General features: G+C 69.0%; 19 protein-coding genes. 13 read left to right on the forward strand and 6 right to left on the reverse strand.

Annotated features, from left to right (window positions below; translation table 11 throughout):
- Positions 1–68 precede the first annotated feature (68 nt).
- Together NI2_RS19890 and NI2_RS19895 are read left to right on the forward strand one after the other, a co-directional pair.
- The gene (locus tag NI2_RS19890) at positions 69–941 is read left to right on the forward strand and encodes a lysophospholipid acyltransferase family protein (RefSeq protein WP_067492761.1); all 873 of its coding nucleotides are present in this window, start codon (positions 69–71) and stop codon (positions 939–941) included.
- A gap of 94 nt (positions 942–1,035) precedes the next feature.
- A complete protein-coding gene (locus tag NI2_RS19895; RefSeq protein WP_084476551.1) occupies positions 1,036–1,776 on the forward strand; it encodes a pirin family protein in 741 nt (246 codons plus the stop codon).
- Positions 1,777–1,778: 2 nt separating this feature from the next.
- Here the strand turns inward: NI2_RS19895 and lexA are convergent, their stop codons facing one another.
- Entirely contained in the window at positions 1,779–2,498 is a 720-nt protein-coding gene (lexA, locus tag NI2_RS19900) for a transcriptional repressor LexA (protein ID WP_181696961.1), read from the reverse strand.
- 227 nt (positions 2,499–2,725) lie between these two features.
- On the opposite strand from lexA, the gene NI2_RS19905 reads away from it, so the two are divergent.
- The 3 genes from NI2_RS19905 (at position 2,726) to nrdR (ending at position 5,250) form a co-directional block, all read left to right on the forward strand.
- Positions 2,726–3,433, forward strand: coding sequence for a hypothetical protein (locus NI2_RS19905; RefSeq protein WP_133733785.1), 708 nt, complete (start codon positions 2,726–2,728; stop codon positions 3,431–3,433).
- A gap of 66 nt (positions 3,434–3,499) precedes the next feature.
- Positions 3,500–4,717 (forward strand): hypothetical protein, encoded by a 1,218-nt coding sequence (locus tag NI2_RS19910; protein ID WP_084476564.1) that lies wholly within the window; start codon positions 3,500–3,502, stop codon positions 4,715–4,717.
- A gap of 65 nt (positions 4,718–4,782) precedes the next feature.
- Positions 4,783–5,250, forward strand: a complete 468-nt coding sequence (gene nrdR, locus NI2_RS19915; protein ID WP_067492770.1) for a transcriptional regulator NrdR — start codon at positions 4,783–4,785, stop codon at positions 5,248–5,250.
- A gap of 80 nt (positions 5,251–5,330) precedes the next feature.
- On the opposite strand, the gene hrpA is transcribed toward nrdR, so the two are convergent.
- A complete protein-coding gene (gene hrpA, locus NI2_RS19920; RefSeq protein WP_067492772.1) occupies positions 5,331–9,530 on the reverse strand; it encodes an ATP-dependent RNA helicase HrpA in 4,200 nt (1,399 codons plus the stop codon).
- A 242-nt stretch (positions 9,531–9,772) separates the two neighbouring features.
- On the opposite strand from hrpA, the gene NI2_RS19925 reads away from it, so the two are divergent.
- The 4 genes from NI2_RS19925 to NI2_RS19940 all read left to right on the forward strand — a co-directional run bounded on the left by NI2_RS19925 (position 9,773) and on the right by NI2_RS19940 (position 14,627).
- Positions 9,773–10,426, forward strand: a complete 654-nt coding sequence (locus tag NI2_RS19925) for a Pr6Pr family membrane protein (RefSeq protein ID WP_067492774.1) — start codon at positions 9,773–9,775, stop codon at positions 10,424–10,426.
- A 10-nt stretch (positions 10,427–10,436) separates the two neighbouring features.
- Complete coding sequence (locus NI2_RS19930) at positions 10,437–11,660, forward strand: aminotransferase family protein (RefSeq protein WP_067492777.1); 1,224 nt, start codon at positions 10,437–10,439, stop codon at positions 11,658–11,660.
- 94 nt (positions 11,661–11,754) lie between these two features.
- Positions 11,755–12,813, forward strand: coding sequence for an AAA family ATPase (locus tag NI2_RS19935; RefSeq protein WP_067492779.1), 1,059 nt, complete (start codon positions 11,755–11,757; stop codon positions 12,811–12,813).
- A gap of 2 nt (positions 12,814–12,815) precedes the next feature.
- Positions 12,816–14,627, forward strand: coding sequence for a vWA domain-containing protein (locus NI2_RS19940; RefSeq protein ID WP_067492781.1), 1,812 nt, complete (start codon positions 12,816–12,818; stop codon positions 14,625–14,627).
- Here the strand turns inward: NI2_RS19940 and NI2_RS19945 are convergent.
- On the reverse strand, positions 14,614–15,111 hold the full coding sequence (locus NI2_RS19945; protein WP_067492783.1) for a GNAT family N-acetyltransferase: 498 nt from the start codon (positions 15,109–15,111) through the stop codon (positions 14,614–14,616). The genes NI2_RS19940 and NI2_RS19945 overlap by 14 nt on opposite strands.
- A 102-nt stretch (positions 15,112–15,213) precedes the next feature.
- Between NI2_RS19945 and NI2_RS19950 the strand changes: the two genes are divergently transcribed.
- Entirely contained in the window at positions 15,214–15,792 is a 579-nt protein-coding gene (locus NI2_RS19950; protein WP_067492785.1) for a DUF5134 domain-containing protein, read from the forward strand.
- 58 nt (positions 15,793–15,850) lie between these two features.
- Positions 15,851–17,335 carry an RskA family anti-sigma factor gene (locus NI2_RS19955; RefSeq protein WP_133733784.1) on the forward strand — a complete coding sequence of 495 codons (1,485 nt, stop codon included), beginning with the start codon at positions 15,851–15,853 and terminating at the stop codon, positions 17,333–17,335.
- 13 nt (positions 17,336–17,348) lie between these two features.
- On the opposite strand, the gene NI2_RS19960 is transcribed toward NI2_RS19955, so the two are convergent.
- The 3 genes from NI2_RS19960 to NI2_RS19970 all read right to left on the reverse strand — a co-directional run bounded on the left by NI2_RS19960 (position 17,349) and on the right by NI2_RS19970 (position 19,342).
- Positions 17,349–18,050 carry a PhzF family phenazine biosynthesis protein gene (locus NI2_RS19960; RefSeq protein ID WP_067492789.1) on the reverse strand — a complete coding sequence of 234 codons (702 nt, stop codon included), beginning with the start codon at positions 18,048–18,050 and terminating at the stop codon, positions 17,349–17,351.
- Positions 18,051–18,170: 120 nt separating this feature from the next.
- Positions 18,171–18,710 carry an alkylhydroperoxidase, AhpD family gene (ahpD, locus tag NI2_RS19965; RefSeq protein WP_067492791.1) on the reverse strand — a complete coding sequence of 180 codons (540 nt, stop codon included), beginning with the start codon at positions 18,708–18,710 and terminating at the stop codon, positions 18,171–18,173.
- 44 nt (positions 18,711–18,754) lie between these two features.
- The gene (locus tag NI2_RS19970) at positions 18,755–19,342 is read right to left on the reverse strand and encodes a peroxiredoxin (RefSeq protein ID WP_067493007.1); all 588 of its coding nucleotides are present in this window, start codon (positions 19,340–19,342) and stop codon (positions 18,755–18,757) included.
- Positions 19,343–19,451: 109 nt separating this feature from the next.
- On the opposite strand from NI2_RS19970, the gene NI2_RS19975 reads away from it, so the two are divergent.
- Positions 19,452–20,360 (forward strand): hydrogen peroxide-inducible genes activator, encoded by a 909-nt coding sequence (locus NI2_RS19975; RefSeq protein ID WP_067492793.1) that lies wholly within the window; start codon positions 19,452–19,454, stop codon positions 20,358–20,360.
- Positions 20,361–20,423: 63 nt separating this feature from the next.
- Entirely contained in the window at positions 20,424–21,008 is a 585-nt protein-coding gene (locus NI2_RS19980) for a biotin transporter BioY (protein ID WP_174552222.1), read from the forward strand.
- The last annotated feature ends 1 nt before the right edge of the window (position 21,009 follow it).

Genomic DNA, 21,009 nt, shown 5'->3' on the forward strand with positions numbered 1-21,009 from the left:
GGCCGACACCGATGCGATACAGCCATATTCGCCGCGCTATGGTCGATTGTCGACAGCAGGAGGGTGTTATGTCGAACGACCAGAAGAACGAAGTCGAGCAGGGCGACCACGTTCTCAGTGATGGTGCGCCGTTGAATCCGGCGCCGAGCGAGTGGGAGATCCGGGCCTTCGAGGCGGTGTTCGCACCGGTGCGAGCCTGGGCCAGCCCGCGGTTCTACGGTTTGGAGAACATTCCGGCCGAGGGCCCGGTGCTGATCGTGGCCAACCACAACTTGCTCGGCGGCATCGATGCGCCGCTGCTGATGCCCGCGATCCTGCGGGAACGGGGGCGGCTGGTGCGTGGTCTGGCCGAGCATGTGCTGATGGTGCCGGGTGTGCGGGAGATCCTGCACCGTTTCGGTGCCGTGCGCGGTACCCGGTCGAACTGCCTCGCGCTGCTCGAGCGCGGCGAGGCGGTGGTGGTGTTCCCCGGTGGCGGTCGTGAGGCGATCCGCCGCAAGGGGGAGAAGTATGTGCTCAAGTGGGAGGGCCGCACCGGGTTCGCGCGGATGGCGATCCAGGCCGGCGTTCCCATCGTGCCGTTGGCGATGATCGGTATCGACGATGCCTTCGACATCGTCTTCGACGGCCAGCATCCGGTGATGTCGCCGCTGCGGTGGACGTGCCAACTGCTCGGCATCAACCCCGAGCTGAACCCGCCGCTGGTGAAGGGCATCGGGCCGACCCCGATTCCGCGCCCGGAACGGTTCTACTACTCGGCGGGCGCACCGATCGATCCCACCCCGTGGATCGGCACCGACGACATCGACAGCGCCGCCGCCGACCTGCGTGACGTGGTGCAGAAAAGCCTGGAGGAGGAACTGCAGTTCCTGTTCTCCGAACGCGAGCGCGATACCGGCCGCGGCCTGATCGGCCGATTGCGGAGCGCGCTGCCCTTCTGACCCGGCCGAGGGGTGGGTGTTCGTGGAATACCCACCGCTCACCTCGCGTTACGCGCTATACGGACCAGGGTCCGGATAGTGAGAGGCGAGGTCGATGGCGGCACAGGTGCAGGTGATTCCGGGCGCGGACCGCAGGTACTGGCGCACCGAGTGGCTCGACTCGCGTCAGTCGTTCCCCGTGACCGGCAATTTCGTGCTCGAGGACTACGCGCACGGGCTGCTGCTGGTGCACAACGAGGACATCGTCGATCCCGGCGAGGGCTTCGACACGCATCAGCACCGTGACACCGAGATCTTGACCTGGGTGCTGGAAGGCACAGTGGTGCACCAGGATTCGGCGGGCAACTCGGGGCTGATCCGGCCCGGTCTCGCGCAACGGATGAGTGCGGGTACCGGCATCCTGCATTCCGAACGCAACGGCGCCGGCTGGACGGAACGCGAACGGCTGCACGTGGTGCAGATGTGGATCCCACCCGACACCCTCGGCGCGACGCCGAGCTATCAGGAACTCGACGTCGACGGTGCGTTGCGCCGCAACTCGCTGGTGCCGGTGGCCTCCGGCATGCCGAGGTACCGAGGCGACGCCGCGATCGGAATCGGCAACCGCCACGCCACTTTTCATGTGGCGCGGCTGGACCCGGGCCACAGCATCACCGTTCCCGACGCGCCGTACGGGCATGTGTTCATCGCCCGGGGCAGCGTCGACTACGAGAACCACGGCGCACTCGAGCAGGGCGACGCCGTGCGGCTCACCGCGACGGGCGGCCACCGCGTGACTGCGACGACCCCCGCCGAGGTGCTGGTCTGGGAGATGGACGCGGCGGCAAGCCGCTGACCTCACACCTTGCGGATGACGGTGACGACTTTCCCCAGAATTTGCGCGTCGTTTCCTGGGATCGGTTCGAAATGTGGGTTGTGTGGCATCAGCCACACGTCTTTGCCGGTGCGCTTGAAGGTCTTCACGGTCGCCTCGCCGTCGATCATGGCCGCGACGATGTCGCCCCCCTCGGCGACGTTCTGCTGACGCACGACCACCCAGTCGCCGTCGCAGATCGCGGCATCGACCATCGATTGGCCGACCACCTTGAGCAGGAACAGCGACCCGTCGCCGACGAGTTCGCGCGGCAGCGGGAACACTTCCTCCACCGCCTGCTCGGCCAGGATCGGCCCACCGGCGGCGATCCGGCCGAGGACCGGAACGAAGGTGGGGGTGGGGCGGCTCGGGTCGGCCACGTCGTCCACGGGTTCGGCGGGCAGGGTGGTGACCGCGCGCACCGCTTCGTCGAGTCCGCGCACGTTCACCGCGCGCGGCCGGTTCGGGTCGCGGCGCAGGTAGCCCTTGCGTTCCAGAGCGCGCAGCTGATGGGCCACCGAGGAGGTGGAGGTGAGCCCGACCGCGTCGCCGATCTCGCGGATGCTCGGCGGGTAGCCGCGTTCGGTCACCGAGGAGCGGATGACCTCGAGGACCGTGCGCTGACGCACGGTGAGATCCGCGCCGGATCCCGATGTGACGGTGCCGGTAGCGCTTTCGTCACCCGTGTCGTCTGTGTGGGTCACCTGTCCCGCCCTTCCGCTTGTCGAATTCGCCTCTCTCACGCTAGTCGGGCCACGCCGAAGTATCAAACATCTGTTCGAGCATGTCGGGCGTTTCGTGCTGACATGCGCGTCGCCGCGTGGTAGAAATCGAACATCAGTTCGTCGCACAGGTGTTCGAACAGGTTCGGTCATCGTCGCCTCACCTGCCCTTTCATCCAGCGGAGCACACCACCCCGGAGGTTCTTCCGATGAGCACAGCGATCAGCGCCCTGCGTTCCTACGATCCCGCCGAAGTCCCCGAACCGGTGCTGCGTCGCCGCCGAACCGCCCGCGCTCCACGTCCTTTCGCGCTCGTGCGCGGACAGGGCCGCAACAGCGCGGCGCGGCGGGAAGTCGCCGCCCGCTTCATCCCCCATCCGCCGCAACTCTCCGCCCCGGCCACGCCGGTCCGGCGCTCGCGCGAGGCCGAGGTGGTTCGTGGTGCCGAGCTCCGGGCCAGGGGTGTGCGGACCTTCGACATCACCGAAGCCGAGGTGGATCTCGCGTTCGCGACCGTGCCCCGCTGGGAGTCGACGCGATCGCGATCCGTCACCCGGGCGCTCGTCGGAGACCCGTCCCCGATCGAAGCGCCGACCCGGCGGGTGCGTGCGGGTGTTCGGGCGTCCGATCGTGGGCCGGAATTACGTGGGCCGCGCTCGGAGCAGGCGCTCTACGCGCGTGTGGTCGGTTCCGGTGCGCGCGGTGCCCATCCGATGGTGCGGGTGCGTCAGGCTCAGGCGGGATTGGCGGCGCTGGCCCTCACGGCGCTGGTGACCGCGTTGATCGTGGTGACGTTCTTGGGATTGGCGCATCTGCGGGCGGGCAGCTTCGGCGAGTGGGCCGAGTCCACGCCCGGAATCTCCCAGCCGGGTGACCACCCGCAGGTCGGCTTGTTCGAAACGCGACCCCAAAAATAGAACACGTTGCTACCGTGACGATTGTTCTTGCCGGGCGGGCCGGTCGGGGCACGGATGCGAGGTCACGTGCGCAGCTTTTGGATCGTTCTGCTCCTCGGTGTGCTGCCGGCCGTGGCGCCCGCGCCCCTCGTCCGAGCCGAACCCACCTACACCGCCTATCTGGACCTACCTGCCATCAATGACGACGGTGAATTCGCCGGCGGCATCCATCCGGCACTGCCCCTGAGCGCCGAACCATTGCGTATGGCGCTCGACCGCGCCAGAGCCGACGGGATCGCGCCGAGCCGGTATTCCACACTGCTGCATCAGTATTGGCTCGTCGTCGCCACCGACAACGCGGGCATCGACCTCGCCGGCTGGGCACCGGAGCGTGGCGTGGCAGCCAACACGGACACCTTCTCCCGCGTGTACGTGAACTACTTCCGCATCGCCGCGGCCCGCCCGGACTTCTACTGGGCCGGGTTGGCGGGCATCGCGGGCGGCTCGTTCGCATCGGGATTCTTCGACGTGGGCGATATCGGCGCTCTGCTGTCGGTGCCCGGAATCCACGAACTCGGTACGGCCGTCGCCGGCCTGCTGCGCGCCACCCCACCGGAGCTTGTCGCCGCCGTACCGCCCGATATCGCCGCGCTCGCCCTGCTCGGCCCGCGCCTGACCGCCGACGACCTGGCGTGGTACCAGACCAGGCTGATCATCATGCAGCGCCACATCTTCACGGATCTGGTGCCCATGCACGAGGCCTACCTGGCTGACGGGATGGCGGCGATCGACGAGATGCACGCGGCGGGCCTGCTCGACAATGCCATGCGCGCGGCCTGGGCCGGAATCGACGACGGCACCGGCCTCGCCGCGGCGCTGGTGACCATGGCCGACCGCGAACAGAACCACATCGTCCCCGAGCAGTGGGACGCCACCGCCGCCGGACGGGGCGGCCTGGGCCGGGTGCTCACCTACGTCACCACGGTCGCGGGCAAACCCGCCCTGGCGGGCGCCCGGGCACCCGGTGTGTACGCGCCCGCCACCGTGCGCTCGCCGATTCCCGGCAGCAAGCTCGGCCTGCGGATGCCGCTGCCCGCGTTCAACTGGGCCGACCGTGCCGACCGCTGGGCCTACCTCGCCGCCGACCTGGTGCCCCGCCACCTCGACCTGGCCACCGACCCCGCGCGGGCCGTGGTCGTGTACCGCGAGCCGTTTCCGGGCAAGCTCGACCGGGGCCGGTTGGTCGCCCGGCTGCCGGACGTGATCGCGGACCTGACCACGCAGTGGCAGGTGACCCATACCTGAGCGGTATCCTGTCAAGAGTCATGGAGTAGCGAAGTGAACTGCGCACCGACGAAGGAACCCCTCGGATGCATTGCCCGTATTGCCGTCACCCCGACTCGCGTGTCGTCGACTCGCGGGAAGTCGAGGAGGGCACGGCGATTCGCCGCCGACGTTCCTGCCCGTCGTGCGGGCGCCGGTTCACCACTGTCGAGACCGCGGTGCTGTCGGTGGTCAAGCGCAGCGGCGTCACCGAACCGTTCAGCCGTGAGAAGGTGATCGTCGGCGTGCGACGCGCCTGCCAGGGCCGCGAGGTCGACGACGACGCCCTGAATCTGCTGGCCCAGCAGGTCGAGGACGCGGTGCGCGCCAAGGGATCTCCGGAAGTCCCCAGCCACGAGGTGGGCCTCGCCATCCTCGGGCCCCTGCGCGATCTCGACGAAGTGGCCTACCTGCGCTTCGCCTCGGTGTACCGATCCTTCACCAGCGCAGACGATTTCGAACGCGAGATCACCGAGATGCGCGCCGCCCGCGCCGCTACCGCAGCTACCGACTGAACCCGCGTCGCCGCGCCCGTGCTCGCTGCCGCCGTCTCCCGGGGTCGGCTCGCCCACTTGTTCGCAACGAGCCACACCCGTCAACGGCGGATGGAGGCGATCGCCTTTTCGATGCGTTTGGTCGACACCGGGTACGGGGTCCCCAACTTCTGGGCGAACAAGCTGACGCGCAATTCCTCGATCATCCACCAGATCTCGGTGACATCGCGGGCGTTGCGGCGGTTGTCGGGAAGGCTGCGGACGAGTTTGTCGTACGCCGCGAGCATCCGATCCACCTCGAGCATCCCCTGACGGTCGCGCACCGCCGAACCGGGCAGCGATTCGAGGCGCTGGGCGGCGGCGAGCAGGTAGCGGGGCAGTTCACGCAGCCGCGAGCGTCCCCATTCGGCGACGAAACCGGGGAACAGCAGGTCGTCGAGCTGGTGGCGGACATCGTCGGCGATGTCGGTCTCGACAGTGTCGGCCAGAGCGGCGCGGGCCTGATGCGCGGCCGACAGCACCGGCGCGACGAGGCGGATCAGTTCGCTGACCGTGCCCGCCAGTTTCGGGCGAACGGCGGCGACGAGCTTGTCGAATTCCTCCGGTGTGCGCACCGGACCACCGGCGCGGGCGATGAGTTCGTCGGCGGCGGCGACCCGGCAATCGTCCACGAGCTTGTCGAGGGACCCGTCGGGGTTCTGGCTCAAAGCCAGCCGGTCGGCCGCCGACAGCCCGGCGGTGACGGCACGGGTGGATGTCGGGACGGCGGCGAGCAGCAGGGTACGCACCCCCGCGCGCATGGCGGCGGCCTGTTCGGCGGGCGAACTCAGCACGCGCACGGCGACGCCTTCACCCTCGGGGACCAGGGCGGGGTAGCCGGTGACGGTCTGCCCGGCCACCTCGCGTCGCACCGTCGGCGCGACGGCACCGAGCGACTCGGAGGTCCACACGGTGGCGGGCGCGCGTTCGGCACCGGCGGTGGCACGCGCGACGGACGCCGAAACCTGTTCGGCCAGTTGGGTTTTCAGCTGTGCGAGGTTCTTGCTCTTGGCGAGCACCTTCCCGCTCTGATCGACGGCGGCGAAGGTCATCCGCAGGTGGTCCGGCAGGGCGGCGGGGGAGAGGTCGTCTGCGCTGATGGTCACCGAACCGAGCCGTGACAGTTCGCGCGCCAACCCGATCCGCAACGGTTCCGCGCGAGGGGTGAGCCCACGCAGGGCCGCCGACGCGAAGTCGGGCGCGGGAACCACCGCGCGGCGCAACGCCTTCGGCAGCGTCTTGATGTAGGCGGACGCGAGTTCCTCCCGCATGCCGGGAACCAGCCAATCGAAGCCCACCGCGCGCACGTGCGCGAGCTGCTCGACGGGGATGCGGACGGTGACACCGTCGTCGTCCTTGCCCGGCTCGAACTGATAGGTCAGCGGGAAGGAGAGCTCCCCCTGACGCCAGGCATCGGGGAAATCGGTGGGGTCGAGGGCGGCGGCACCCGCGTTGACCACGGTGTCGGTCGAGAAGTCCAGCAGCCCTGGGTCTTTGCGTTCGGCCTTGCGCCACCAGGAGTCGAAGTGACGCACCGACACGACGTCGGCGGGGATGCGCTGGTCGTAGAACTCGAACAGCACCTCGTCGTCGACGAGGATGTCGCGTCGGCGCGCTCGGTGCTCGAGGTCGGCCACGTCGTCGACGAGCGCTCGGTTGCGGGCGAAGAACCCGTGCCGCGTCTGCCATTCACCCTGTACGAGGGCATGGCGGATGAACAGTTCACGCGACAGTTCCGGATCGATGCGCCCGTAGTCGACGGGGCGGCCGGTCACCAGCGGCACACCGTAGAGCGTGGCCCGCTCGTAGGCGCGAGCCGCACCACGCTTGGCCGACCAATGCGGTTCCGAATAGGTGCGTTTCACCAGGTCACCGGCGAGCCGCTCGGCCCACTCCGGTTCGATCCGCGCCGCGATGCGCCCCCACAGCCGCGAGGTCTCCACCAGTTCGGCCGCCATCACCCAGCGCGGCGGCTTCTTGGCCAGCGACGAGCCGGGGAAGATCATGAACTTGGCATTGCGTGCCCCGAGGAACTCCCGCGACTCCGCTTCCCGCACACCGAGATGCGAGAGCATGCCCGCCAGCAAGGACTGATGGATCTGCGCGCTCGGCCACGGCATCGCCGCCTCGGCCTCGGCCACCGCCGAATCAGCGGACCCCGCAGCATCTTTCGCGCCGGAGCGAGGGCCATCGGCTGGTGGCTGCCCGGCCCCACGGCCACGCGACTTGCGGCCACCCCGCCCCGGCTCGTCGCTACCGGAACGGTTGCCCCCGGTCGCCCCACCGGCACTCGTGGAATGTGTCTGAGCGCGTTGCGGTCTGCCACGGCCACGGCGACCGTCCGATGCTTGCTCGCCGTCTCCCGACGGCAGGTGGCCCGTGCTGTCCCACCCGAGCCCACGGGTGATGGTGCGCAGCTGGCCGTGCAGGTCCTGCCACTCGCGGATCCGCAGGTAGTGCAGGAACTCGTCGCGGCACATGCGGCGGAACTGGTTGGACGACAACGACCTGCGCTGCTCGGTCAGGTAGTCCCACAGGCGCAGGTAGGCCAGGAAGTCCGAACCGTCGACGGTGAAGCGGGCATGCTGGGTGTCGGCGGCCTGCTGATGCTCCACGGGCCGTTCCCGCACGTCTTGGATCGACAGTGCCGCGACGATCACCAGCACCTCGTCGAGACAGCCGTTGCGGTTGGCCTCCACCAGCATGCGGGCCATGCGCGGATCGACCGGCAACTGTGCCATCTCCCGGCCGACCGGGGTCAGCGTGAGATGCCCACCCGGTTGTTCCTCGCTGCCGACAGCCTTGGAGCTGCCGTGGGCGAGTGCGCCGAGTTCCTCGAGCAGCGCGATGCCGTCACGGATCGCACGCCGGTCGGGGGCCTCCACGAACGGGAAGCTCTCGATATCGCCGAGGCCGAGCGCGGTCATCTGCAGGATGACCGCCGCCAGATTGGTACGCAGGATCTCCGGTTCGGTGAACGCGGGCCGCGACTCGAAATCGTCTTCGGAGTACAGGCGGATGCAGATGCCGTCGGCGACACGACCACATCGACCCGAACGCTGCCGCGCCGAAGCCTGCGACACCGGTTCGATCGGCAGCCGCTGCACCTTGGTCCGCATCGAATAGCGCGAGATGCGTGCCGTACCCGGGTCGATGACGTACCGGATGCCCGGCACGGTCAGCGAAGTCTCGGCCACGTTGGTGGCGAGCACCACCCTTCGACCGGTATGCGGGGCGAACACCTTGTGCTGTTCGGCCGCCGACAGACGCGCGTAGAGGGGGACGATCTCGGTCCGCGGCAGTCTGAGGTCGCGCAGCGAATCGGCGGTGTCGCGGATCTCGCGTTCACCGGACAGGAACACCAGCACGTCACCGTCGCCCTCGGCGAACAGTTCGGTGACCGCGTCGCCGATGGCATCGGTCGGGTCGCGGTCGACTACGCGGGTGTCGTCCTCGTCGTCGGTGCCCGGCAGCTCCAAAGACAGAGGGCGATAACGGAGTTCGACCGGATAGGACCGGCCCGACACCTCGACGATCGGGGCCGGGGTGCCGTCGGCGGCGGCGAAGTGGCGGGCGAAGAGTTCGGGATCGATGGTCGCCGAGGTGATGATCACCTTGAGATCGGGCCGCTTCGGCAGCAACTGCCTCAGGTAGCCGAGCAGGAAGTCGATATTGAGGCTGCGCTCGTGTGCCTCGTCGATGATGATCGTGTCGTAGCGGCGCAGCATCCGGTCGCGCTGGATCTCGGCGAGCAGGATGCCGTCGGTCATGAGCTTGACCAGCGTGCGATCCGAGGCCTGATCGGTGAAGCGGACCGTGTACCCGACCACGTCGCCGAGTTCGGTGCCCAGCTCCTCGGCGATGCGTTCGGCGACCGTGCGCGCGGCCAGCCTGCGCGGCTGGGTGTGCCCGATGGTGCCGCGGATGCCGCGACCGAGTTCCAGGCAGATCTTGGGGATCTGGGTGGTCTTGCCCGAGCCGGTCTCACCGGCGACGATGACGACCTGGTTGGCGGCTATGGCGGCGGCGATGTCGTCGCGGCGCGCCGAGACCGGCAGCTGTTCGGGATAGGTGATCGACGGAACCGCCGCGCGGCGATTCGCCACGCGAGTCTCGGCGGTGGCGATCTCGGCGTCCAGCGCGGGCAGGTCGTCGGGGCGCGCCCGGTCCAGTTTGCGCCGGAGCCGATGTTCGTCGCGCAGCGAGACCTCCGCCAGGCGGGTGCGCAGCGCGCGGGTTCCGGTGCTAGCTGTCCTGGTCATTGCGTCTACCAGCCTAGCGAAGCACGCCACCGGTTTTCCCGGCGCGCCCGTCGACGGCGGCGTGCTGCACCCGGATCACCGACATCGCGTGCGAAGATACGACCAGGCCGGCGCCGGTCTCGGCGCGTCCCCGCCTCTGGACTGACCGAAGGGGTGCGACGAAGGAGTGCCCGTAGGAGGGACGAGGCGGGGGTTCAGCGCCGAGAACCGCGGCGCCAGCCGCCATAGACACAGGAGGCCGGATGAGGGGCTCGGTGCGCACGGCGTGGTGGATCAGGGCATACCGGATCGGCTTCGGAGTGCTCGGTCTCGTCGCCCTGCTGTGGATTCCCCTGCGCAACCTGGACTCGCCGACATTCTCGATCGCGAACTACTTCAGTTACTTCACCATCGAGTCCAACATCCTGGCCGTGCTCGTGCTGCTCGTCGGCGGCCTGCTCGCGCCGCAGGGACGCGGCTGGCAGGTGGTGCGCGGCGCGGTGACGCTGTACATGCTCATCACGATGGTGGTGTACGCGGTCCTGCTGGCCAATATCGACGTGATGCTCACCGACAAGTGGATCAACGACATCATGCACCGGTACCTGCCGCTCGTCCTCGTCGCGGACTGGGTGCTGGTCGCCATGGGGCGCCGACTGGCGACGACGCCCGAGCTGGTGGGGAAGTGGCTCATCTTCCCGCTGCTCTACGGTGCCTACACGCTGATCCGCGGCCCGATCGTCGACTGGTACCCGTACCCGTTCATCGATCCGCGCCACCAGGGCTACCTGTCGATGACGCTCGGCCTGATCGTGTTGAGCATCGTGTTCGCGGTGCTCGCGGTTGCCATGGCGTCGCTGGGTGACATGCCCGCGTGGTGGAGGGCCCGACGAGCGCGCGAGGGCGAGCCGGTGTAAGTGTGGAGCCATGAATGCGCTCTGGCATGGATTCGCCGATATGGGTGCCGTCACTCGTGACGGTGCGTTCGTTGTGGCTCGAGGTGACGGTGCCTACGTCTACGACACCGAGGGCAACCGGTACCTCGACGCCACCGCGGGTCTGTGGTTCGCCAATGTGGGACACGGTCGCGGGGAGATCGCCGACGCGGTCGCCGAGCAGTTGCGCACCATCGCCCACTACTCGAACTTCGGTGACCTCACCGAGCCCGCCACCCAGGAGCTCGCCGAGAAGCTGTCGGCCATCGCGCCCGTGCCCGGTAGCAAGATCTTCTTCACCTCCGGTGGTTCGGACTCGGTGGAGACCGCCGCGAAACTGGCGCGGCGCTACTGGCACGAACAGGGCCGCGCCGACAAGAAGATCCTGGTCGGGCGACGCCTGGCCTACCACGGCATGCACTACGCGAGCACCTCGCTCGGCGGTCTGACCCCGAACAAGGAGGGCTACGGCGTCCTGGTCGAGGACACCCGCACCGTCGAATGGAACGACGCCAAGGCGTTGCTCGCGCTGATCGAGGACATCGGCGCGGAACGGATCGCGGCGTTCTTCTGCGAACCGATCATCGGTGCCGGTGGGGTGTACCTGCCGCCCGAGGGATACCTGGCCGAGGTGCGCCAGATCTGCCGCGACCACGACATCCTGTTCGTCGCCGACGAGGTGGTCACCGGCTTCGGGCGGATCGGTGGCTCCTGGTTCGCCTCCACCCGCTTCGACCTGCGACCCGATCTGATGACCACCGCCAAGGGCCTCACCTCCGGCTATCTGCCGATGGGTGCGGTGTTCATCGCCCCGCACCTGGCCGAGCCGTTCTACGCCGGTGGTGTGTGGTTCCGGCACGGGTACACCTACGGCGGGCACGCCGGTGCGGCCGCGGCGGCGCTGGCCAATCTCGCCATCGTCGAACGTGAGGGTCTGCTCGAGGAAGCGGCCCGGCTCGAGACCACCCTGCACACCGCCCTGGCCCCGTTGGCCGATCACCCGCGCGTGGCGGAGGTCCGCAGCGGTCTCGGTGCGGTGGCGGCCGTCCAGCTGGCCGACCCCTCCGAAGGCCCCGGCTTGGTGAAAGCCCTTCGTGCCCAGGGGATCTCGGGTCGTGCTGCCGGAGCGGGCGCCATGCAGATCTCCCCGTCCTTCGTGATGACCGACGCCCAGGTGGCCGAACTCGCCGAAGGGTTGTCGCGCGCCCTGGACTGATGCGCCGCACCGGCCCGTCGGCGAAACTCGCTGGCGGGCCGGGCGATCCGCCCGATACTCTCCTGCTCCGACGAAGGCAGGGGAGGGAACCACGTTGCAGGCATCCGTCACGGTGACACCGGACCAGCTACCGGAGCTACTGCTGCATGTCGCCGTGGTACGGCCCGTATTCCTCTGGGGCGCACCGGGAATCGGGAAGAGCTCGCTGGTGCGCACCTTCGCCGACTCACTCGGCCTCGACTGTGTGACCCTGCTCGGCACCCAGCTCGCACCCGAGGATCTCATCGGGGTGCCCCAGATCGTGGACGGCCGCAGCCGGTTCGCGCCGCCGGAACTGATCGCCCGCGCCCAGCCCTACTGCCTGTTCCTCGACGAACTCAACGCCGCCTCACCCGAGGTGCAGAAGTCGTTCTACTCCCTGATCCTGGATCGGCGCATCGGCACCTACGAACTGCCCGAGGGATCTGTGGTGATCGGGGCGGGCAACCGGGCCACCGACAACGCGCTGGCCCGCCCGATGGCCTCGGCGCTGGTCAACCGCATGGTGCACCTGCATCTGCGCGCCGACGTGGACGACTGGCTGAAATGGGCTGCCGTCAACGACATCCATCCGTGGGTGATCCGCTACCTCACCCAGCGCCCCGACCACCTGTGGTCGGCACCGCCCAAAACCGAGGCGCCCTTCTCCACCCCGCGTGGGTGGCACATGCTCTCCGACGCGCTGTACTCCTGCGGCGACGACATCGACGACACCACGCTGAATGTGCTGGCCACCGGCACTCTCACCCTCGGCCACGCCTCCGGCTTCCGCGCCTTCGTCAAGACCGTGCGCCACGCCTTCGACCTCGACGCCGTCTTCAAGGGCGATGCCGCCTGGCCGCGCGATCCGGCCGACCGCGACCTGCTGTACTTCCTGGCCGAGACGATGCGGGCCCGCCTCGTGAAGGAACTGCCCGGCGACCGCGAGCACACCTCCGCCGCGGTGCGCCGGTTCGTGTTGCGCGCCAAGTCGCTGCTCGTGGAGCTGGCCGAGATCTCGGTGGAATGCGCGCAGTTGGTGATCGCCGCCGATGCCGAGGGCGTGCCGGTGCTGCCGTCGTGGTTCCTCATCGAGGTGTCGCGTGACCTGCCGCGACTGGCCGCGCGGCGCTGAGCATGGGTGCACGCAAGACGCGCCGGATCGACCCGTGGTACCAGGCTGTTCAGGACGGGTGGGCGATCGTGCGCGCCCACCCGGCGTTGCGCCCGCTAGCCGGTCAGCTCTACCAGTCGGACAAGCGCGCACCGCGTGAGATGTGGGCACGGCTGGCGGGCGGCCGTCTCGAGTACCACCCGAATCGGCGTGCCACGGCGCAGGAATGGGCGTGGACCTTCGCGCATTGCCTGCTGCACGCCGGATTCGGGCACCTCGATCCGCGTAATACCGTGCCGACCAACATCATCGGGCTGGCCAGCGACGACGCGTGGTTCTCCTCCCGGGTACGCGCACCGCATCCGGTGTACCGCGCCGCGTGCTGCGCCGCCGTCGACACCTACCTGGCGACGATGAAAATCGGCACCCCGCCCGATCCCGTGCCGCCCGCCTTGGCCGACGAGCACGCCGCCGCGGCGCGCTGGCACGACACCGCGGTGCCGGACGCGTTCGCGCGCACCGGACCTCCCGACTTCCTGCTCACCGACGCCGAGACGGCGGCCCGCGTCGACGCGCCTGCCCGGTTCGCGGCGGGGGTGTCCGACGCCGCCCGTGCCGCCCTGGCCACGGCCGGTGGCGACCACACACCCGAGGGGAAGCGGCCGCGTACACAGTGGGACGCGGCCCTCGGCTGGTTCGTCTCGTCGTTCCCGTTGCTCGGTGCCCTCGCCGCCGGGATGACCGTGGTCGCCGATGTGGAAGTGGTTCGGGCCGCGGATATCTCGATCGCCGCGGTGAACGCCGACGCCGCCGAGATCTATGTGAATCCCTATGCCGGGCTGAGTGAGGAGGAATGGCGGTTCGTGCTCGCGCACGAGATGCTGCACGCGGCCCTGCGCCACGGCGAACGGGCGGACTGGCGCGACCACTACCTGTTCAATGTCGCCTGCGATTACGTCGTCAACGGCTGGCTGGTGGAGATGAACGTAGGGCAGATGCCCGAAGGACTGCTCTACGACCCGGAACTGAAAGGGTGTTCGGCCGAGGAGATCTACGACCGCATCGCCGGCGATCTGCGCCGGATACGCAAGCTCGCCACGCTGCGCGGTCGCGGACGCGGCGATGTACTCGGCGAACCCCTGCCGCATCCCGGCAGCGCGGGCCGCTACGTCGACCTCGACGAGTACTACCGCAACGCGCTGGTCACCGGACTGGCTTATCACACGAACAGCGGTCGCGGACATGTTCCCGCCGCGTTGGAGCAGGCGATTCGCGCCCTCGATCAGCCACCGCTGCCATGGGACGCGCGGCTGGCCCAATGGTTCGACGAGCACATACCCACCGTCGACAAACGCCGCAGCTACGCCCGCGCCTCCCGCAGACAGGCGGCCACCCCCGACATCCCGCGCCCGGCGTGGGTGCGGCCGGAGGAGAACGTGCGCCTGCCGACCTTCGGTGTGGTGCTCGATACCTCGCTGTCGATGAACGTCACCCTGCTCGGCAAGGGTCTCGGCGCCATCGCCTCGTACGCGCTGGCCAGGGATGTGCCACGCGCCCGTGTCGTCTACTGCGACGCCGCACCCTACGACGCGGGATACGTCGCGGTGGAAGAGATCGCCGCCGGAATGCGCGTGCGCGGACGGGGCGGCACGGTGCTGCAACCCGCCGTCCGGCTCCTCGAACGCGCCGAGGACTTTCCGGCCGACGGCCCGATTCTCGTCATCACCGACGGCGACTGCGACCCGTTACGCATCCGCGGCGAACACGCCTTCCTGATCCCCGCGGGCGCGTCCCTGCCCTTCACCCCGAAAGGCCCGGTGTTCAGGATCCGGTGACGGCCAGTTCGAGGGTGAAGAACTGGCTGTACGGATCGAGGGTGTAGTCGGCGAACGGCTCGCATTCGACGAAGCCGTGCCGCAGATACAGGCGCCGGGCCGGGGCGAAGAACTCGCTCGTCCCGGTCTCCAAGCTCAAGCGCCGGTATCCGCGCCGCTCGGCCTCCGCGATCAGGTGGGCGAGCACCGCGGCGGCGACACCGCGACCGGTGAATCCGGCGGCGGTCCGCATGGACTTGATCTCGCCGTGCTCGGGATCCAGCTCCTTCAGGGCACCGCAGCCGACAAGCACCGGCCCCGACCACGCGCTCCACACGGTGACCGCCCGATCGCGCAACCCGGTCAGGTCGAGGGCGTGCATGCTGCACGCGGGAGAGTTGCCCGCCATTTCGGTGTGGTGCTCGGTGAGCAGGGTGGTGATCTGCTCGCCGGTGAGGTCGTCGACGGCGAGGGTGAGCTGCTCCGCCCGGGTGGTGTCGTGCATCGGTCCATTGTGCCCGGGGCGGATACGACGCGGGAAAACGGCACACGGCCGGGGTGGGCGATGCGACTATGAGGACGAGGGGCGAGCCGAAGGTGGTGGGGCGTGGCCGAATTCGTGGAGGACTATGCGGTTTTGCGGTGGGCCGTGGTATCGGCGTTCGTACTGGCGGCCGGGATCGTGGTCGTGCGGTTGAGCAGGCGCGCGGTCCCGGCGGACGCGGCGGCCGACGGTGCGCACCTGCTGATGTGCCTGGTGATGCTGGCCATGCTGGTGTTCCCGGCCGCCACCGACCCGCACGCGATGCGCGGTTTGCTGACCGCGCTCACGGTGGCCTTCGTGCTGCTGCTCGCCGAGCGGGTCGTGCAGTGGCGCAACGGGGCGATGCCGACGGCCGACGGGGTGCTCGCGCTGGGATATCACACGGTGGCGGCGGCGGTGATGCTCTACGCCATGGCCGGGCACGGATCCGGTCACACCGGGATCCCGCCGGGGCCCGCGCTGGTGCTGGCGGCGCTGTTCGTGCTCGACGCGCTCGTCGCGCTCGGTACCGTCGGTCACCGGCCGCGCTGGCACCGCTTCGCCCATCCGGCAGGCGCACACCCCCTGACCTCGGCCTTGGTACCTCATGTGGTGATGGATATCGGGACGGCATTCATGGTGATCGCCGCTGTCGGCGGGTGAATACCGATCCACAACCGTCCGGGCTGCGAATCGCCTTTGTGCGGACAGGAATTCGACTATGAGTGGACAACGCGTTTCAGGCATGTCGCCCGGGCGTCGGGGATTCGGTACGCCCCCACCGGAAATCCGGCCGGCCGCCGCCGACCGCGAGGTGGTGCGTGCGCTCTACCACGAGGCGGGCCCCGCCGCCTACGGACTCGCCCTGCGGATCCTGCGCAGGCGAGGATCGGCGGAAGAGGTTGTCCGCGAAGGATTCCAGCGCATCGCCGCGAGTCCGTGGATTGCCGAGGGCAACGGTCATGCCCCGGCCGGTGCTGCGCGCCATGACCTCGCCACACCGTGGGGCCGTTCGGCATTCGTCGCGAACAGACCACGCACCGACCTCGGGGGCCACCCCGACCGCGCCGGCGGCTTCGACCACGAGGACCGTCCGGGTAACGCTGACCGCCGCGACGATTCCAGCCGATGGGATCACTCGACCGGACGAGATCATGCGGGAGGCCTTGACCGTTCGGGCGGATTCGGCAATTCGAACGGGTTCGACCGTTCGGATCTTCTCGGGCACTCGGACGGGACGCCTCGTTCGGGCCGACGCGGCCACGCAGGCGACCACTCGGAGGGATACGACCACAGGGGTCGCCTCGACGACTCCGGTCGCCTCGACTACGCGGCGCTGCACGACCCACGGCTCGGTTTCGCACGCCGAGACAGTGAGATGGACCCCCACAGCCGAACAGGCCGAACGGCACACACGGGTCGCGGGGACCACGCGGGCGGACTGGATGACTCAGGTCAGTCGGGTGACGCGATCATGTTCGACGGCGTGGGTTCGATGCACGGTGCGGGTCCACTCGCCGGGCGTCTCGATTTCGCCGGTCACCCGGACGGTGCGCCCTTCGATGTCACCGACCCACCCCACTTCGACACACCCGACGCGACCGGCACCCGGTACACGCCGACTCTGCACACCAGACTCCTGGCCCAGGTCCACCGCCTCGCCATCCAGCGCCTGCGCCTGGACCGCAACGACCGCATCGACATCCCTTGGCTGGCCGCCTCGGCCCGCCTCGGTTTCGATCCGCTCGACAGCCGCTGCGAAGTCTTCGTCCTCGCCTACTACGGTGGCCGCACCTACCGTTCGATCGCCCGGGAGCTGGGCATGCGCGTCCCGGCCGTCACCCGTCTGCTGGCCGAGGGCATCGAACGCCTCGCCCACCAGCGTCTCGTCCGCGTCGCCGCGCGCCGCCCCTGGACCCCGCCCGGTTCGGTCCTCGCCCTCGCCGACGCCTACGCCCTCGACGCCGTCGCCGAACTCGAGCATCACCACATCCAGAACAAGCTGGCCACCACGACCACGACCGGCCTCGCCCAGTTCGACGCCAGAGTCGGGGGAGTGCACGAGCTGCTGGCCCAACTGGCCGCCGACGATCGGCAGCCCCCGCCCCGCAATCTGGAACAGCGCATCCTGGCCGCGATCGACAGCCCGGGCAGACGCGGTGCCCGGACCGGCAGGCCGCCGTGGTTGCCCCGCTTCGGGAGTTAGCGGCGAACCGGAATCAGAGCACCACCACGTGGTCTTCGACGACCCGTCCGCCCAGGCGCACCCAGCCGTCGGAATCCCACTCGGTGTAGAGCTGGGACCCCTGCCCCTGGGTGATCACCAGCCCGCGCCGTAGCTTGGCGGTGAGGGCGACGGCGGCCGCGCCGGTCGCCTCGTCCTCGGCGATGCCCATGGCGGGTGCGAACATCCGGGAGCGCACGGCACCGCGTGATTCGTCGGTCCACGTCCACACGTAGTGCTGGCCCTCGGTGTAGTCCGAGGCGCGGAGCATGGCCAGTTCGTCGACTGAACGGGCCTGGTGGAAGGTGAAGTCCGGTGCCCATTCGGCGCGGGCGGTGATCCAGGTGAGCCCGTCGGTCTCGGTCACCCGAACCGGGCCGGCCGGCACGTTCAGTGTGTGCACGGGGGTGCCGCGCGCGGCCATCCACCATCCGGTGCCCACGGTGGGGTGCCCGGCGAAGGGCAGTTCGACGGCCGGGGTGTAGATCCGGACGTCGGCGACACCGTCGACAGGTTCCCCGACCACCGTGGTCTCGCTGAACCCCAGCCGCGCGGCGAGTTCCTGTTTGTCGAGCGCGACGACATCACCCGCGCGAGCGATGCCGAGCGCATTGCCGAGCCTGCCCGTCGGATCGGTGAACACGCGGACGACCTCGACCTGGATGTCAGGGGCTTCCGGCACATCGTGTGCGTTCATGCTCGCGAGCCTACCGCGCAAGATCAACACCGCCGTCCGGGCGGTTCTCGCGCCGCGTCAGGCGCGCGAACGCGAACGACCCCGACCCGGCACGCGGATCGGGGTCGTTCGACGAGCGGATCAGACGGCGGCCGCGGCCAGCGCCTCGGTGGCGGCGACGGCCTGGCCGACACCGGCAACGATCGCCGCCGCACGCAGCGACTCGAAGATCACCTCACGCGAGACACCGGCCTCACGCAGGGTCTTCTCGTGCGAATCGAGGCAGTGCGCGCAGCCGTTGATGGAGGAGACCGCGAACGACCACAGTTCGAAATCGGCCTTCTCCACGCCTGGGTTGCCGATGATGTTCATCCGCAGACCCGCGCGCAGATCGTCGTACTTGCCGTCCAGGAACGCCTTGCCCCGGTAGAACACATTGTTCATGCCCATGATCGACGCGGCACCCAACGCGGCCTCGTAGGCTTCGGCGGACAGCACGTCGGCGGCTTCCTCGGCGATCTCGCGCAGCGTGGTGGCCGAACGGGTGGCGGCCGCGGAGGCGAGCAGAGTGCCCCACAGCTGCTGTTCGTTCAGCACGGTGGTGCGCGAGAGCGAGGACAAGTTGAGCTTGAGGTCCTTGGCGTACTCGGGAAGAGAGTTCTTCAGGTTCTCGATGCTCATGGAAAAGGCGCTCCTGTCAGGGGGATCGGGTGGAGAAGGGTGAATCAGACGCTGGCGGAGAGCAACTCGCCCGCGTTGATGGTCGGGTCGCCCTTCTTCCAGTTGCAGGCGCACAGCTCGTCGGACTGCAGGGCGTCGAGCACGCGCAGCACCTCGTCGACGTTGCGGCCGACGGAACCGGCGGTCACCGAGACGAACTGGATCTCGTTGTTCGGGTCGACGATGAAGGTGGCGCGGTCGGCGACACCGTCGGCGTTGAGCACGCCGGTGGCGGTGGCCAGTTCACGCTTGAGGTCCGACAGCATCGGGAAGGGGAGGGTCTTGAGATCCTCGTGCTGCGCACGCCACTGGAAGTGCACGAACTCGTTGTCCACCGAGGCGCCGAGGACCTGGGTGTCGCGGTCGGCGAACTCGTCGTTCAGCTTGCCGAACGCCGCGATCTCGGTGGGGCAGACGAAGGTGAAGTCCTTGGGCCAGAAGAACACGACCCGCCACTTGCCCGCGTGGTCGTCGCTGGTGATCTGGGTGAAGTAGTCGTCGGGCTGCTGCGCGTCGACCTTCGACAGGTCACCTCCGATGACGGCCTTGAGGTTGTATGCCGGGAACTGGTCGCCAATGGTCAGCAGAGCCATGCTCATCTCCTCGTTGATGGTGTGGTCGTGCTCGTCGTGTGAGCCCGCAAAGATCTTGCCCAAAGCCTACTGAAAGGTAAAGCCGATCGCTCGTTCTACACTGATAGGCGTGACTGATCAGACTTATCAGCCAACCCTCTCGCAGCTGCGTGCGTTCGTCGCCGTCGCCGAATACCGGCATTTCGGCACTGCCGCAGCGCGTTTGGCTGTGAGCCAACCCACGTTATCGCAGGCACTGGCATCACTGGAAAACGGCCTCGGCCTGCAGCTGATCGAGCGCAGCACGCGCCGGGTGCTGGTCACCGCCGCCGGGATGCGGCTGCTGCCGCAGGCGATGGCCACGCTCGAGGCGGCCGACCGTTTCGTCGCCTCGGCGACCGGCGACAGCCTCGGTGGCGTGCTGCGGTTGGGCATCATCCCTACCGTCGCCCCGTATGTGTTGCCGGGTCTGCTGCCCGAGCTGCGCCGCAAACTGCCCAACCTGGTGCCCCAGGTCGTGGAGGACCAGACCGCCCGCCTGCTCGACGGCCTGCGCACCGGTGTGCTCGACGTGGCCGTGCTCGCGCTGCCGAGCGAGGCGCCCGGTCTGGTCGAAATCCCGCTCTACTCCGAGGAATTCGTGCTCGTGACGCCGCGCGGGCACGAGCTGGCCGGGCGCACCGATCTGGCCGCGCCGGTCCTCGCCGACCTGCCCCTGTTGTTGCTCGACGAGGGGCACTGCCTGCGCGATCAGACCCTCGAACTGTGCCGAACCGCCGAGGTGCATCCGGGTTCGGTCGGTGACACCCGGGCCGCCTCGCTGACCACCGTGGTGCAGTGCGTGGCGGGCGGGCTCGGGGTGACGCTCATCCCCGAGATGGCGGTACCGGCCGAAACCGCGCGCGGCACCCTCGAGACCGCACGGTTCGCCGATCCCGCGCCGGGCCGCACGATCGGCCTCGCCTACCGCGCGTCCTCGGCCCGGGTCGACGACTACGAGTACCTGGCGGCGGTGATCCGCTCGAAGCGGCCCTTCTGAGCCGCCCAGCTCGACTGCTATTTTGAACGTCGTTCAATTGCTTGTGCAAAGGAAGTCCGAACAGTGCCCGACCCTCAGAACGCCCTTACGCGCACCGGCCGCTTCGCCGCCCGCGACCTGGCGCAGATCGCGGTGTTCGCCGCGCTGATCGCCGCCCTCGGATTGCCCGGCGCGATCACGGTCGGCTTCAGCGGCGTTCCGATCACCCTGCAGACGCTCGGGGTGATCCTGACCGGCGCCGTCCTCGGCGCGCGCAAGGGAGTCACGGCGGTGGCGGTGTTCATCGCGCTCACCTTGATCGGTCTGCCGCTGCTCTCGGGCGGACGCACCGGCCTGACCGCGCTGGCCTCGCCGACCGCTGGCTACCTGATCGGGTGGATCCCGGCGACCCTGCTGATCGGCTGGCTTACCGCGCGAATCCTGCCGAAATACCCGCTCGCGCTCGGTCTGCTGATCAACGCACTCGGCGGCATCGTGGTCATCTACCTCTTCGGCACCGCGGGCCTGCTGGTCCGCACCGAACTGGGTCTGTGGGCCGCGATCTCGAGCAACTTCGCGTTCCTGCCCGGTGACCTGGCCAAGGTCGTCATCGCGACGGTGGTCGCCAAGGGTGTGCACCGGGCGTATCCGGGGCTGATCCGCGCGTGAG

The sequence above is a fragment of the Nocardia ignorata NBRC 108230 genome (assembly GCF_001612905.1).
Taxonomy (GTDB): domain Bacteria; phylum Actinomycetota; class Actinomycetes; order Mycobacteriales; family Mycobacteriaceae; genus Nocardia; species Nocardia ignorata.

Coding starts and splice junctions, on each gene's coding strand:
- NI2_RS19960 (WP_067492789.1), bottom strand. CDS start 18,050: ATGAACGCACACGATGTGCCGGAAGCCCCTGACATCCAGGTCGAGGTC.
- NI2_RS19930 (WP_067492777.1), top strand. CDS start 10,437: ATGAATGCGCTCTGGCATGGATTCGCCGATATGGGTGCCGTCACTCGT.
- NI2_RS19955 (WP_133733784.1), top strand. CDS start 15,851: ATGAGTGGACAACGCGTTTCAGGCATGTCGCCCGGGCGTCGGGGATTC.
- hrpA (WP_067492772.1), bottom strand. CDS start 9,530: ATGACCAGGACAGCTAGCACCGGAACCCGCGCGCTGCGCACCCGCCTG.
- ahpD (WP_067492791.1), bottom strand. CDS start 18,710: ATGAGCATCGAGAACCTGAAGAACTCTCTTCCCGAGTACGCCAAGGAC.
- NI2_RS19890 (WP_067492761.1), top strand. CDS start 69: ATGTCGAACGACCAGAAGAACGAAGTCGAGCAGGGCGACCACGTTCTC.
- nrdR (WP_067492770.1), top strand. CDS start 4,783: ATGCATTGCCCGTATTGCCGTCACCCCGACTCGCGTGTCGTCGACTCG.
- NI2_RS19905 (WP_133733785.1), top strand. CDS start 2,726: ATGAGCACAGCGATCAGCGCCCTGCGTTCCTACGATCCCGCCGAAGTC.
- NI2_RS19895 (WP_084476551.1), top strand. CDS start 1,036: ATGGCGGCACAGGTGCAGGTGATTCCGGGCGCGGACCGCAGGTACTGG.
- NI2_RS19925 (WP_067492774.1), top strand. CDS start 9,773: ATGAGGGGCTCGGTGCGCACGGCGTGGTGGATCAGGGCATACCGGATC.
- NI2_RS19940 (WP_067492781.1), top strand. CDS start 12,816: ATGGGTGCACGCAAGACGCGCCGGATCGACCCGTGGTACCAGGCTGTT.
- NI2_RS19945 (WP_067492783.1), bottom strand. CDS start 15,111: ATGCACGACACCACCCGGGCGGAGCAGCTCACCCTCGCCGTCGACGAC.
- NI2_RS19970 (WP_067493007.1), bottom strand. CDS start 19,342: ATGGCTCTGCTGACCATTGGCGACCAGTTCCCGGCATACAACCTCAAG.